Below are 13,901 nucleotides of genomic sequence, written 5' to 3'. Positions count from 1 at the left end.
TATGCGTCAAAAATTTGGATCATTTGTATTCGTTGTCGAATTTTGTTACTCTAAGAAGCGGCCCCCCAAAACCGCTAACATGGTTCCCATCATATCAGCACATAATAAGAATAAGGAGGAGAGAAATGAAGAAAACAACAGCCATCTTTTGGATCTCGATTGTGATTGCCATTGTGTTTATTATTTGGGGAGTCGTTCCGGAGTCTTTGCTGCCACGCTACAATTTAAAGGCGGTCAGCAGCGCGGTGCACTCGTTTCTGATCGATAAATTCGGCTGGTTTTATTTGCTTAGCGCTTCGTTGTTTTTAGCGTTTTGTTTGTTTCTCATTTTTTCCCGCTATGGGAATATCCGTCTCGGCCGTGACGGAGAAGAACCGGAATACAGCTATATGACATGGTTTGCTATGCTGTTTAGCGCCGGAATGGGAATCGGGTTAGTGTTTTGGGGAGTGGCTGAACCGGTGTCCCACTATTACACGCCGCCAACAGGGGAAGGGGCAACGGCGGAAGCGGCCCGTTTGGCGATGCGCTACTCATTTTTTCATTGGGGGCTACATCCATGGGCGATCTACGGCATCCTTGCCTTGGCGCTCGCTTACTTCCAGTTTCGCAAGCAGGAAGCCGGCATCATTAGCCGCACACTGCGCCCGCTGTTTGGCGCGCGGACAGAGGGTGGCCTCGGCATCGCTGTTGATACATTAGCCGTATATGCAACGGTTTTTGGCGTCGCCACTTCATTAGGATTGGGAGCCATTCAAATCGGCGGGGGGTTGCATCAGCTGTTTCCTGGCGTTCCGAACAGCTTTTCGACGCAATTGCTCATCATTGCGGTCGTCACTGTGCTGTTTATGCTCTCAGCGCAGAGCGGTCTCAACAAAGGAATAAAATTGTTGAGCAACCTTAATATTGCACTCGCATTGCTGCTCATGTTTTTCATGCTGTTTGCCGGCCCAACGAATTTTATTATGGATGTGTTCACAGCGACGATCGGAACGTACTTACAAAACCTCCCGTCGATGAGTTTCCGGCTCAATCCGTTTGAACAAAATGATTGGCCGAAAGTATGGACCGTTTTTTATTGGGCGTGGTGGATCGCGTGGGCGCCGTTTGTGGGAACGTTTATCGCTCGCATTTCCCGTGGACGCACGATCCGTGAATTTATGATCGGTGTCTTGGCGGTTCCAACGATTTTCAGCGCCCTCTGGTTTTCCGTTTTTGGCGGTTCGGCCCTTTATCTGGAACAGTTCCAACATGCCGGCATTGGTGAAGTGATGAATGAAAAAGGAATGGAGACAGCCTTGTTCTTTACATTCGAACATTTCCCGCTCTCAACGCTGCTTTCAGGAATCGCTATTTTGCTCATTTGTACGTTTTTTGTCACATCGGCGGACTCGGCAACGTTTGTGCTCGGCATGCAGACGACCAACGGCAGCCTAAACCCGCCAAACTCGGTCAAATTCATCTGGGGCGTTATCCAATCAGCGACCGCGGCCATCCTCCTTTTTGTAGGTGGCCTTGAATCGCTGCAGACAGCGTCCATCATCGCTGCGTTTCCGTTTGCGATCATCATGATCTTGATCGTTCTATCTCTTATCCGTTCATTCCAGCAAGAAGTGACGCGAAAAGCGAAAAAACCTATCCAATAATGACCAAAGGTGTCCCTCAAGCAACGGGACACCTTTTCTTATGATGGGATGGATGAAATGATTGACAGGCCTTATGATTCCCTCAGTTCTGTCGATCAGTAGCTGAAGCGAAATCTTTGCACAGGATGCATAAGAAAAAGCTGCCCGCTAAAGCCTCACATGTGCTTTATGCGAGCAGCCTTCTGTCGCATTCGGCTATGTTTAAGCAACAGGCAAAATGTCCGTAAGCATCCCGTTAGTTAAGCACGCGAACCGCCTTTACAAACCGTGTTTTCCAATACGATGAAGTGAGCGACGAATACGTAACGCCCAACGAAACAGTCGCATTAATCATTTGCCCATTGCCAGCGTAAATGCCAACATGGTTGATCGTGCCGTTCGAGTCAGTGTCAAAAAAGACAAGATCACCTTTTTGCAATTGGTTGAACGACACCGCTTTGCCAGCTTGTGCTTGGGCTGACGATGTACGCGGCAGCGAAATGCCTGCTTCGCTAAAAACACGCATTGTAAACGAAGAGCAGTCGAACACATCGGTGCGCGATGGATCTGCTCCGTACAAATATCTCGCCCCTAAATATTTTTCGCCGATTTTGATGATTTTGTCGGCAAGTGAAGCAGACGATTCAGACGCAGCCGGTTTAGCGGCCGGTTTCGTTTGTTGGGCGGTCGATCCTTGTTGCTCGGTGCGAACAGCGGTTGTTCCACCCGTTACTTTAATGGCTTGGCCAACGCGAATCATATTCGGGTTCGTAATTTGCGGATTGAGCGACAACAAGCGGTCAACGGTCGTTTGAAACTTGTTCGCAATCTCCGATAATGTATCCCCTTTTTGGGCGATGTACTGACCGTTCACAGCCGTGGCCGCCGGCCGAACAGTATATGTATTGGTGCTTTCTTGTCCGCCTGTTACTTTGAGCACTTGGCCGTCGCGGATGAAGTCCGGATTCGTAATGCTTGGGTTTAGTTTGACCAACGCTTCTACCGTTGTGCCAAACTTCTTAGCAATCCCGCTTAATGTGTCACCGAGCTGGACAGTGTATGTATGAGAAGCTACTTGTCCACTTCCGCTTTGTCCATTTACTTGCAATACTTGGCCTGGAAAAATGAGATCGGAAGATAAATTGTTTTGTTGTTTTAATCGATCGACGGTCGTATTATATTTCTTCGAAATTCCCCAGAGCGTATCGCCTTTTTGCACCGTGTGGCTTGCTGCTGAGGCCGCATGGCTGGCTAATAATGATCCGATCAATGTCCCGGTAAATACAAGTGCTTTTTTCATTTTATATCCCCCTATGACATCAATTTGACATTTCTCTATTTCCTTAGGTAAATTTCGCTATCACTCTACAAAAATCGCCATGTATTCCCGCACATGAGCCATTATAGTAAAATAAAAACAACTCGTCTGTAACAGAAAGAATAAAAGTAGATTACAAAATGATTACAAAAAAAACAGGACTGACTCAAAAAGGAGCCTGTCCTTTAGTGAAGCAATAGAATGGTGAATTCATTCGCCGCCCATATACAAGTGAAGAAAGGGGGGCTCGTTGCTGTTGAGACACCCTCGCCATTTACATTACTCGTTTAAATAACTTTTCAATTTCATATGTTGAAAAATGGACGATGATCGGCCGGCCGTGCGGGCAAGTGAACGGATCGGTCGTTTGCCGCAGCGTTTCGAGCAAGGCGAAGATTTCGTCGGTGCGCAAATGTTGATTCGCTTTAATGGCGCGCTTACAGCTCATGACGATAGCGGCTTGCTCGCGCAGCTGCTTTATATCGACCGTTTTGGCGGTCAGTACGTGTTCGATCATTTCCTCGATGATCTCTTTTTCTTTCCCTTTTGGAAACCACACAGGGTGGGAACGAACGAGAAACGCCCGCGGGCCGAACGGTTCAAGAAACACGCCGCAACGGGCGAGCTCGTCGCGGCAAGCGGCGATTCGCTCATATTCGTCGGCCGGATATTCAAACGTTAGCGGGACGAGCAGCTCTTGCACCTCATTGGTGACTTCGCCAAGTTTTTCCCGGAAATATTCGTAGTTGATCCGTTCTTGCGCCGCATGTTGGTCGATCATATAGAGTCCGAGTTCGTTCTCCGCCAAAATATAAGTGCCGTGCAACTGCCCAATCGGATAAAGCGGCGGGAGGCGGTCGACTGCTCGTTTCTCCTCTGCTTGCTCATCAGCTGGCAGGCACGCCTCGGTCGGTTCCTCCTCCACCTCGGCATCCCGCTTCAACTCAGCAGCAGGCAAATCGTTGACAGCGCCTGTCCTTCTTTCCGAAAACACCGACGCTTCGGCTTCTTCCGAAACGGCAGGCGCATCAGCCTGGGCGGCTGCAGGCAACGGGGAAAGCGATCCTTCACTGGCCAGGGACGCTGCTGCGGTCACATCGCTAGTTCCCCCTGCCTTTCCGTCGGGCTGGGCGGGCGGTTCATGAACGCGATGGGCAAACGTCCAAGATGCTTGCTCCGCCTTCGCTTTGACCGTTTTGCTGTCGGCAGATACGGATGGAATGAGCGTCCGCTGGCGGAACGCTTGGCGGATTGTCGCGGTAATGAGCTCGTTTAACTCCGCTTCTTTGCTGAAACGGACTTCCAGTTTCGCCGGGTGAACGTTCACATCAACGAGCACCGGGTCCATTTCAATCGCCAGAAATACAATCGGATAGCGACCGATCGGCAAGAGCGTATGATAGCCGGCTTCAATGGCCTTCATCAGCGGTATATTGCGCACATAGCGCCCGTTGACAATGAGCGACATATAATTGCGCGAAGCGCGTGTCACTTCCGGCAGTGAAATATAGCCACGGACAGTAAAATCGAGCGATTCCGCCTCAATCGGGATCATTTGTTTTGCCGTTTCCATACCGTAAATGGCAGCGAGCACATGCCGGACATCGCCGCTGCCGTTTGTCGCAAGCAACGTTTTGCCGTGATGGCGAAGCCGGAATGACACATCCGGGTGAGCGAGCGCCAGCCGGTTGACGACATCAGCCGCATGACCGAGCTCGGTATGGATCGTTTTCATATATTTCAACCTCGCTGGGGTGTTGAAAAATAAGTTGGATACCGTGATATCGGTTCCTTTGCGCCCGGCCGCCCGCTCGCGGGCCACGAGCGCACCGCCTTTTAACACGAGCTTCGTCCCCGGGCCGCTGCCGGTGCTTGTCACAAGCTCCACTTCGGACACTGAAGCAATGCTCGGCAACGCCTCACCGCGAAAGCCGAGCGTGCGAATGCGGAACAAGTCGTGCTCGTCTTGAATTTTGCTTGTCGCATGCCGTTCAAAAGCAAGAAGGCAATCCTCTTCTTCCATTCCGTCGCCGTTGTCGATGACGCGGATTTTCGTCATCCCAGCTTCCTCGAGTTCAATTTCGACCGCCGTACTGTGGGCATCGATGGCGTTCTCGACGAGCTCTTTTACCACCGAAGCCGGCCGTTCGACAACTTCGCCAGCGGCGATTTTGTTTGCTAGCTGATCGTCGAGCTTATGAATGCGTCCCATCCCCCCACCTCCGTTACTTAAGGAGTTTTTGCAGTTCATATAGCTTGTTTAACGCCTCAAGCGGCGTCATCTCAAGCAAGTTGACCTCCTTCAATGCTGCGAGCGCCTTTTTCTCTTTGCTGGACAAGTGCAGCTCCACAGGCGCCGGAGCTAAATCAGGAAACATGCTCAACTGTTCAAAGGTCGCTTCGTTTCCCGCGCTTGCTCTATGTTCGGCCTGCCGCTCAACGCTCTGTTCGACCACGCGATCAGCAGCCGAGCCCACGGTCAACTCCAACTCGCTTTGCTGCTGAGAAGCGGCTTCCATTAACGAGCCATTCTCTCGCCCAGCTTCCTCTCCAATGCCTTGTTCAAGGGAGCCGTTTCCAGACGATTGCTCGAGCTTGGCTAAAATGTCCCGGGCGCGCTCAATGAGTGAAATAGGCAACCCGGCCAGCTCAGCAACATGAATGCCGTAACTGCGGTCGGCTGGTCCGTCGGCGATTTGATGCAAAAAGACGACTTTGCCGTTTTCCTCGACAGCACGGGCATGAACGTTGCATAGCCGTTCGAGCGAGCTTTCCAACGCGGTCAGCTCATGATAGTGTGTGCTAAACAACGTTTTCGCGCCGATATGGTCGTGAATGTATTCGATCATCGCCTGGGCGAGTGCCATACCGTCATATGTCGATGTGCCGCGCCCGATTTCATCGAACAAAATGAGGCTGTTTTGCGTCGCGTGAGTGATGGCTCGGCGCGCCTCAAGCATTTCGACCATAAACGTGCTTTGCCCGGCTGACAAATCGTCAGCAGCGCCGATACGAGTGAACACTTGATCAAAAATCGGCAGCACCGCCCGCTCAGCCGGGACGAAGCAACCAATTTGCGCCATGATGGCGGTGAGCGCCACTTGCCGCATGTACGTGCTTTTCCCGGCCATGTTTGGTCCGGTGATGAGCAGCATTTCCCGCTCACGATTCATGTAGCAGTCGTTCGGCACGTATGTTTGCGCACCGAGCACTTTTTCCACGACCGGGTGTCGGCCTCCTTCGATCGCTAAGACGCGCTCGGTGGAAAACTGCGGGCGCACATAACGCCGCTCATCGCTCACCGTCGCCAATGCCTGAAGCACATCGAGCTCAGCGATTGCTTTAGCCAGCGTCTGTAAGCGCGGAATGTATTCCTTCACCTGCTCGCGAATGGCGACAAACAGCTCATATTCGAGTTCAACGCTTTTTTCCTCCGCTTCTAAAATGAGCGCCTCTTTTTCTTTCAATTCCGCAGTAATAAAGCGCTCAGCGTTGGCGAGCGTCTGCTTCCGTTCATAGCGTCCTTCCGGGATGAGGGGAAGGTTCGGCTTCGTCACTTCAATATAGTAGCCGAATACACGATTGTAACCGACTTTGAGCGATTTAATACCGGTGACTTCCCGCTCTTTCGCCTCCAGTTCGGCGATCCACGCTTTGCCGTTGCGGCTTGCGTCACGATAGCGGTCAAGCCGCTCATCATACCCGTCTTTAATGATGTTTCCTTCCTTAATGGAAAGCGGCGGCTGTTCTTGAATGGCACGCTCGAGCAAATCGACAAGCTCTTCGCACGGATCAAGGCGCCCAACCAGCTCGTCCACTTCGGCAAGCGGCAAGCCGCTCACCGTCTGCCGGAGAGATGGCACTTGGGAAAGCGATTTTTTCAGCTGCACGAGATCGCGGGCGTTGGCATTGCCGTAGGCGATGCGGCCGACGAGCCGCTCGATGTCGTAGACGTCGCGCAACCGATCACGCAGCTCGTGCCGTTCAAAATAAGAAGTTTTCAACGTCTCCACGAAATCGAGGCGTCGTTCGATTGCACGCTGGTCAATGAGCGGACGGTCAAGCCATTGTTTTAAGAGCCGACCGCCCATCGCCGTCACTGTTTCGTCTAACAGCCATAAAAGCGACCCTTTTCTTCCTTTTGACCGCACCGTTTCAACTAACTCTAAGTGCAGCTTCGAATGCCGATCCATTTTCATATACTGATCGACCTGATACAGCTCGGCCGGCTGTAAATGATCAAGCTGCCGTTTTTGCGTGCGGACGAGATAATGAAGCAAGCGGGCGACAGTCACCCGCAGCTTTTCTTGCGTCACGTGACCAGCCACGCTGCTCCATTCATCCCGCAGCCATGTTTCATCTTCATACGAGATCGCCGCTCCGTACCGTTCTTTCAGCTCACGCACCCACTCTTCCGCGCTGTCGGAGCTGATGACGATTTCTCGCGCCCCGATAGCATGCAGTTCGTTTCCTGTCTCCTCCCATGAAGAAAGGAGTGTCAACCGAACTTCGCCAGTCGACAAATCAGCGTAAGCCAATCCGTATGTACTGTCAGCAAACGGCGTCAGTGTCGCTAAATAATGGTTTTCTTTCTCGGTGAGCCCTTTGCCCTCCATGAGCGTGCCAGGGGTAACCAACTGAACGACTTCGCGGCGCACGACGCCCTTTGCCGTTTTCGGATCTTCGACTTGTTCGCAAATAGCAACTTTATAGCCTTTTTCCACAAGTTGTTCAATATAGCCTTGCGCCGAATGGTACGGAACCCCGCACATCGGCACCCGTTCATCGCCGCCTCCATCGCGGCTTGTCAGTGTAATTTCTAATTCTTGCGCCGCCTTTATGGCGTCATCAAAAAACATTTCGTAAAAGTCACCAAGACGAAAAAACAAAAATGCATCTGGATATTGCGCTTTAATGTGCAAATATTGCTGAATCATCGGTGTATACGATGGCATCATTTCTCCCCAACCTTTTTGGCCAGTCGGCCGTTGATTGCGCTACTATTATAACAAGCGACAAAAGAAAAAACTAGGAAAGAAATTTCCTAGTTTTACTCTTCTTCGCCGAGCAACAAATCCGGGCTTAAATCTTCTAATTCTTCGTCAAGATCGTCGTCGTCATAAAAATCATCGTCTTTGTTGCCGCACCCTTCCGGATTGATGGCGACACACACTTTTGTTTCACCGATCACTTCGGCGATAAACTCCCGCTCGACATCGACGACGATTTTGTTGCCGTTCGGCGAGATAGTGCATTCTAGGCAGTTCGGCTGCTGAATGACGCGAACGATAATATCGGTATCATCGCTAATTAAATTGTCTTTATCCCGATATTTTAACTTGACAACATCAGTGTATGAGACGGTTTCAGTGACAACTTCTGTTTTTGTATTATTGTGGTATGAATACCACACGTTAATGTCGTAGTGGCCGTGAATTTCGACCGTTTTATCGCATTTTTTCGCTTCATAGCGGTGGTTGATGATCCAGCAGCCAAGAATGCTTGACGGGCGGTTCGGCGCCGTCACCGTGTGGGTCGATTGCGTAAATTTGCGGCCTTTACCGACAACGGCTTTCGTAATAATTTCTCTGTATTCAGACATCGAACGGAACCCTCCTCAAATGAATCTTCATTTCATCCTATGCGTGATCTCCGCTAATGTGCACAACAAATGAATCATTATTCCGTATAGTTCATTGTATGCACGCGTTCCGTTCAATGTTCCTGCTTTTTCACCGCCAAACATTCGCACTGATCGGACGAGGTTCAGACCACCTGCCAATCAAAAAAGAAAAAGAGCCCGTCGTCTAGTGCGCCGCTGTACGGCGCTTTCTTAAAAAAGCTCCGCTCCTCCTCTCAATGCAGCCCCGTTGCTTATGACAAATGAAAAAAGCGCCCGAAAGGACGCTTTTTTGTTCGTTCATGACAAACAGACGCCATAAACGCGTTAATGGCAACCACCCTGCTTGCCGTAGCGAAGCGCCGCACCCGTTTCTCCGCGCAGCACATCGCCGCCAGTCGACGCAAGAATTTCATCGGTCACTGTATTGGAAATCGTCGAAGCGACAAGCTGAAGCAAATCGTTCACATCGGCCTGCGACTGCTGGAATTCACTGACGATCGGAATTTGCTCCAACTGCTCGTAAATGGCGTCAATTTTCTCCTCGACCCGCTTTAGCGCTTCATGTTTGCCGTAATGTTGGAAGTTGACTGCTTGTTTTTGCAGCGATTTTAACTCATTAATTAACGTGCGTACTTTTTCGTTTTGATGGATTTTTTCTTCGGCTCGCTTGAAAAAGTCAACTTCCTCTGTTTCGGCGATCATTTTCGCCAACTGCTTTGCCTGCGTCAAAATCTCATCCCGCGTATATTTTGCCATCTTAGTTCACCTCGATCGCTTCATTCGCTAACTCGCCTGTCAATGTCCACGTTTTCGCCTGCGTAATGCGCACATTGACCAATTGACCAATGAGCGATTTCGGGCCGACGAAATGGACAAGCTTGTTTTTACGCGTATACCCTGCTAACACATCCGGGTTCGTTTTGCTTTCGCCTTCAACGAGCACCTCGACGACTTGGCCCTCGTATTGTTTCATTTTCTTCGCTGCAATCTCTTGAACGAGGGCGTTCAAGCGCTGAAGCCGTTCTTTTTTCACTTCCATCGGCACGTTATCATTCATTTTCGCCGCTGGGGTGCCTTCACGTGGCGAGTAAATGAACGTATACGCCGAATCAAACTCGACTTCACGGTAAAGCGACAACGTTTCTTCAAACTGCTCATCCGTTTCGTTCGGGAAGCCGACGATAATGTCGGTCGTCAAAGCGACATCCGGAATGGCCGCTTTAATTTTGCGGACGAGTTCCAAATACTCTTCACGTGTATATTTCCGACCCATCATTTTCAAAATTTCCGTGCTGCCCGATTGCACCGGCAAATGAATATGTTCGACTAAATTGCCTCGTTTGGCAAGCACTTCGATGAGTCGGTCGTCAAAGTCACGCGGATGGCTTGTCGTAAAGCGGATGCGCGCGATATCAATTTTGCGCAGCTCATCCATCAAATCGCCAAGACCGTATTGAATATCGTTGAAATCTTTCCCGTAGGCGTTGACGTTTTGCCCAAGAAGCGTAATTTCCTTATAGCCTTGGGCGGCGAGCTGGCGCACTTCTTGAATGATGTCTTCCGGACGACGGCTCCGCTCTTTGCCGCGCGTGTACGGAACGATGCAGTACGTACAAAACTTATCGCAGCCATACATAATGTTGACCCATGCTTTAATGTTGCCTTTGCGCACTTTCGGCAAGTTTTCGACGACATCGCCCTCTTTCGACCATACTTCGACAACCATCTCTTTCGACATGTACGCCTCATGCAAAATGTACGGGAGGCGATGGATGTTGTGCGTGCCGAAAATCAAGTCAACATACTGGTATTGTTTTAAAATTTTATTGACAACCGCTTCTTCTTGCGACATACAGCCGCACACGCCAAGTAGTAAATCAGGGTTCGTCGTTTTCAACGGCTTTAAGTAGCCGAGTTCGCCAAACACTTTGTTTTCCGCGTTTTCGCGGATCGCACACGTGTTAAGCAAAATGACATTTGCATCTTCCGGACGGTCGGTCGGTTCATAACCGAGCGCCATGAAAATGCCGGCCATCACTTCCGTATCATGCTCGTTCATTTGACAGCCGTACGTGCGGATGTAAAACTTCCGCCCACGCCCCATGCCGCGGAATTCATCCGGAATCGTAAAGTCTTTCACATATTGTACTTCTTCCTTGCCACGTTTTTTCGCCTCTTTTAAGTTCGGCGGAAGAAAGACGCTCGTGAAATACTTCTCATAGTCTTTCGTCGTTTTTGCTTTGAGCCGCTCCAAGTCGGATTTTCTGTCCGCTGGATGGCTAGCTGTTTGAATTTGACCTGTTTGTTCTAAACGTTGCTTTTCGTTCATAACAATCTCCTTTCTTTCTTGGTCCAACTTTCGATTACATCCAGTTAGGTAGCTGTTGTTTTCGTTGCCGTCAACCTTTTTCCGGCAAAATTCTTCCATCACACACACTATCATAGTATATCGCGGGTGACAATGAAACACAATGGTTTTTGTTCCGGATGTCCGGAACATGTTATGATAGCAAAAAAACACCCGATGAGGCAAGTCCACATCGGGTGTGAATCATTTCCATTTTTACATAAACTCCGCTACTAACTCGGCGAATTTTTCTTTGCTTAGTTTCAAATCGGCTTCCGAAAGCGGCGTTGCGCTATAGCCCGGAACAAGCTCTTGGTACGACTTTTGTTCTTTATTTTGATAGATGAGCCCGGTAACAAGACCGTTATATTTCATCACCGTTTGCATCGCCATCTCCCGATTAGACGGATCGTACCCTTCGATGTCGCTCACTTTCACTAAATGCTCTTTAAACCATTCGTACGTGTTCACTTTATTGTATGTGACGCACGGGCTAAAGACGTTGATGAGCGAAAAGCCTTTATGTTTGACTCCTTCTTCAATCAAGCTGGTTAGCTCTTTTAAGTCGCTCGAGAAGCTTTGTGCGACAAACGTCGCCCCCGCGCTCAAGGCAATTTCAAGCGGCGACAGCGCCGGTTCAATCGATCCTTGCGGCGTGCTTTTTGTTTTAAATCCGGCGGCGCTGCGCGGCGATGTTTGCCCTTTCGTCAGCCCGTAAATTTGGTTGTCCATGACGATGTACGTAATGTCAATGTTGCGGCGAATGGCGTGAACCGTGTGCCCCATGCCGATTGCAAATCCGTCACCGTCACCACCGGCGGCAATAACCGTCAAGTCACGATTCGCCATTTTCACTCCCTGGGCAAGCGGCAAAGCGCGGCCGTGCGTGCCGTGAAACCCGTAGGCATGAATATAGCCGGAAATCCGACCTGAGCAGCCGATTCCGGAAATGACAGCCAGCTGGTGCGGCTCCAACCCAAGGTTGGCTGCTGCGCGCTGGATGGCGGCTTGAACAGAAAAATCGCCGCAGCCCGGACACCAGTTTGGCTTCACATCATTGCGGAAATCTTTAAAGGTGGCCATTGTGCTAACAACTCCTTACATTTGTTGTAAACATCGCCTGGTAAGAATGGATTGCCGTCAAATTTCAAGACGCTTGCCATTTTATCGGCATGACCGACGTTCATTTTCAACAGGCTCGCCAATTGCCCGGTCGCATTTTGCTCGATAACAACAACCCGTTTCGCTTTTTCGACAAGCGGCCGCATCTCGTCAACCGGGAACGGGTGCAACAGACGGATGTGCGCGTGGTTAACTTTGACACCGTCTTGCTCGAGGCGCTCAATCGCTTCCTCAATCGCTCCACGTGTTGATAAAAAGCCGACGAGAAGCAAATCTGGCTCTTCGTGACGGATGTACTTATGCACCGGCGTCGGGAAATGGACGTGCTCGAGTTTGCGCATCCGCTTCTCCATTTGCGCCTGGCGGTTTGCCGCTGTTTCGGACGGGCGGCCGGTTTCTGCATGCTCAACCCCAGTGACGTGATGGATGCCGTGTTTCGTCCCCGGAAGCACCCGCGGCGAAATGCCATCTGGTGTCAGCTCATACCGTTTAAAGTTTTCCTTGCCGGCAAGCGGCGGTAACTCCCCGGTCACGAGCTTGCCGCGGCGAATGTCGATCCGATCATAGTCAAGCGGTTCGACCGTCTGTTTGCCGAGCGACAGCTGCAAATCCGACAAGAAAATGACCGGACATTGATATTCCTCGGCTAAGTTTAACGCCTCCGCCATGTCGTAAAACGCTTCCTCAACTGTGCTCGGTGCCATAACGATTTTTGGAATTTCCCCGTGCGTACCGTAAATCATGGCAAGCAAGTCTGATTGTTCTTGCTTCGTCGGCAAGCCGGTACTCGGACCGCCCCGCTGCGTATCGACGACAACGAGCGGTGTTTCCGTCATTCCAGCTAAGCCGATCGCTTCAGCCATGAGCGATAGCCCCGGCCCGGCAGAGGCTGTAAACGCCCGTGCACCGGCATAGTTGGCGCCAATCGCCATCGTGCAAGCAGCGATTTCGTCTTCCGTTTGAATGACTGCTCCCCCGAACTCAGGCAGTTTCTTAATTAAATATTCCATGATCTCGGAAGCCGGAGTAATCGGATACGCGGCCATAAAGCGCGCCCCACCAGCAAGAGCTCCCAAGGCGATGGCATCGTTGCCGATCATAAACATCCGCTGTTTGCCATCGGCTTTTGCGAGCTTCATAGGCTCGGCGCGACCGTCAAGCTGCTTTTTCATATACTGCGCCCCAGCACGGATGGCCTCCATGTTTTTCTCAACGACTTGCGTCCCTTTGCGGGCGAACGTGTCCGCGACAACGCTTTCGAAAACGCTGGCATCTAAGCCGAGCACCGCACTCGTCGCGCCGATGGCAACCATGTTTTTCATCAGCGAGTTGCCAAGTTCCGTCGCAATCTCAGTGAACGGAACGACGTAAAGCGACACCCCTTCTTGTTCGGGAATTACTGGATTGAATTTGGCGTCTGCAATGACGATGCCGCCGCGGTGCAGCTCGTGAAAGTTGAAATCGATCGTCTCTTGGTCGAATGCCACCAAAATGTCTAAATCATCTGCGACCGCCCGCACCGGTTTCGTGCTGACGCGGATTTTATTGTTCGTATGCCCCCCCTTAATGCGGGAAGAAAAATGGCGGTACCCATATAAATAGTACCCGAGGCGGTTCAGCGCCGCGGAGAAAATTTCCCCTGTACTTTCAATCCCTTCCCCTTGCTGGCCGCCTACTTTCCATGACAGCTGTTCGATCATGTTTTACACCCCTTTATGTTCACTACAGCCTCTCGCTATTATTGTATCATTTTTCTGACAAAGCGACTACACTTTTGGGCGCCTTCCACGCGACAATTGTATTTTGTCAACATAGTCGACATTCCGCCTTTTATTTTAAGCTTAATAGAGGTATATATTCAATGAT

Annotated in this window: 9 protein-coding genes; 1 reads left to right on the top strand and 8 read right to left on the bottom strand. The window is 50.7% G+C overall.

What is annotated here, in order from left to right:
• Positions 1 to 125 precede the first annotated feature (125 nt).
• On the top strand, positions 126 to 1,646 hold the full coding sequence (locus tag IC804_RS16355; protein ID WP_029760503.1) for a glycine betaine uptake BCCT transporter: 1,521 nt from the start codon (positions 126 to 128) through the stop codon (positions 1,644 to 1,646).
• 235 nt (positions 1,647 to 1,881) lie between these two features.
• Here IC804_RS16355 and IC804_RS16350 read toward each other — a convergent pair whose 3' ends face one another.
• The 8 genes from IC804_RS16350 to IC804_RS16315 form a co-directional block, all read right to left on the bottom strand.
• Positions 1,882 to 2,925 carry a C40 family peptidase gene (locus IC804_RS16350; RefSeq protein WP_029760502.1) on the bottom strand — a complete coding sequence of 348 codons (1,044 nt, stop codon included), beginning with the start codon at positions 2,923 to 2,925 and terminating at the stop codon, positions 1,882 to 1,884.
• A gap of 292 nt (positions 2,926 to 3,217) precedes the next feature.
• On the bottom strand, positions 3,218 to 5,155 hold the full coding sequence (gene mutL / locus IC804_RS16345; protein ID WP_081157111.1) for a DNA mismatch repair endonuclease MutL: 1,938 nt from the start codon (positions 5,153 to 5,155) through the stop codon (positions 3,218 to 3,220).
• Between the two features lie 13 nt (positions 5,156 to 5,168).
• Complete coding sequence (gene mutS / locus IC804_RS16340; protein WP_081157110.1) at positions 5,169 to 7,898, bottom strand: DNA mismatch repair protein MutS; 2,730 nt, start codon at positions 7,896 to 7,898, stop codon at positions 5,169 to 5,171.
• A 95-nt stretch (positions 7,899 to 7,993) separates the two neighbouring features.
• Positions 7,994 to 8,545, bottom strand: coding sequence for an outer spore coat protein CotE (locus tag IC804_RS16335; RefSeq protein ID WP_008878500.1), 552 nt, complete (start codon positions 8,543 to 8,545; stop codon positions 7,994 to 7,996).
• 345 nt (positions 8,546 to 8,890) lie between these two features.
• Entirely contained in the window at positions 8,891 to 9,322 is a 432-nt protein-coding gene (locus tag IC804_RS16330; RefSeq protein ID WP_008878501.1) for a YlbF/YmcA family competence regulator, read from the bottom strand.
• A 1-nt stretch (position 9,323) separates the two neighbouring features.
• On the bottom strand, positions 9,324 to 10,895 hold the full coding sequence (gene miaB / locus IC804_RS16325) for a tRNA (N6-isopentenyl adenosine(37)-C2)-methylthiotransferase MiaB (protein ID WP_008878502.1): 1,572 nt from the start codon (positions 10,893 to 10,895) through the stop codon (positions 9,324 to 9,326).
• Positions 10,896 to 11,129: 234 nt separating this feature from the next.
• The gene (locus IC804_RS16320) at positions 11,130 to 11,996 is read right to left on the bottom strand and encodes a 2-oxoacid:ferredoxin oxidoreductase subunit beta (RefSeq protein ID WP_008878503.1); all 867 of its coding nucleotides are present in this window, start codon (positions 11,994 to 11,996) and stop codon (positions 11,130 to 11,132) included.
• Positions 11,963 to 13,735: a 2-oxoacid:acceptor oxidoreductase subunit alpha gene (locus IC804_RS16315; RefSeq protein ID WP_008878504.1), complete on the bottom strand. Its 1,773-nt coding sequence runs from the start codon at positions 13,733 to 13,735 to the stop codon at positions 11,963 to 11,965. The genes IC804_RS16320 and IC804_RS16315 overlap by 34 nt, the downstream gene beginning before the upstream one ends.
• Positions 13,736 to 13,901 lie beyond the last annotated feature (166 nt).

It is taken from the genome of Geobacillus sp. 47C-IIb (genome assembly GCF_014679705.1).
GTDB lineage: Bacteria > Bacillota > Bacilli > Bacillales > Anoxybacillaceae > Geobacillus > Geobacillus thermodenitrificans.
Note: the sequence above shows the minus strand (reverse complement) of the source record. Positions and strands in the feature narration are given on the sequence as shown.

Excerpts from the sequence above, each read along its gene's own strand:
- IC804_RS16355 (WP_029760503.1), top strand. The coding sequence starts at position 126 with ATGAAGAAAACAACAGCCATCTTTTGGATCTCGATTGTGATTGCCATT.
- IC804_RS16350 (WP_029760502.1), bottom strand. The coding sequence starts at position 2,925 with ATGAAAAAAGCACTTGTATTTACCGGGACATTGATCGGATCATTATTA.
- mutL (WP_081157111.1), bottom strand. The coding sequence starts at position 5,155 with ATGGGACGCATTCATAAGCTCGACGATCAGCTAGCAAACAAAATCGCC.
- mutS (WP_081157110.1), bottom strand. The coding sequence starts at position 7,898 with ATGCCATCGTATACACCGATGATTCAGCAATATTTGCACATTAAAGCG.
- IC804_RS16335 (WP_008878500.1), bottom strand. The coding sequence starts at position 8,545 with ATGTCTGAATACAGAGAAATTATTACGAAAGCCGTTGTCGGTAAAGGC.
- IC804_RS16330 (WP_008878501.1), bottom strand. The coding sequence starts at position 9,322 with ATGGCAAAATATACGCGGGATGAGATTTTGACGCAGGCAAAGCAGTTG.
- miaB (WP_008878502.1), bottom strand. The coding sequence starts at position 10,895 with ATGAACGAAAAGCAACGTTTAGAACAAACAGGTCAAATTCAAACAGCT.
- IC804_RS16320 (WP_008878503.1), bottom strand. The coding sequence starts at position 11,996 with ATGGCCACCTTTAAAGATTTCCGCAATGATGTGAAGCCAAACTGGTGT.
- IC804_RS16315 (WP_008878504.1), bottom strand. The coding sequence starts at position 13,735 with ATGATCGAACAGCTGTCATGGAAAGTAGGCGGCCAGCAAGGGGAAGGG.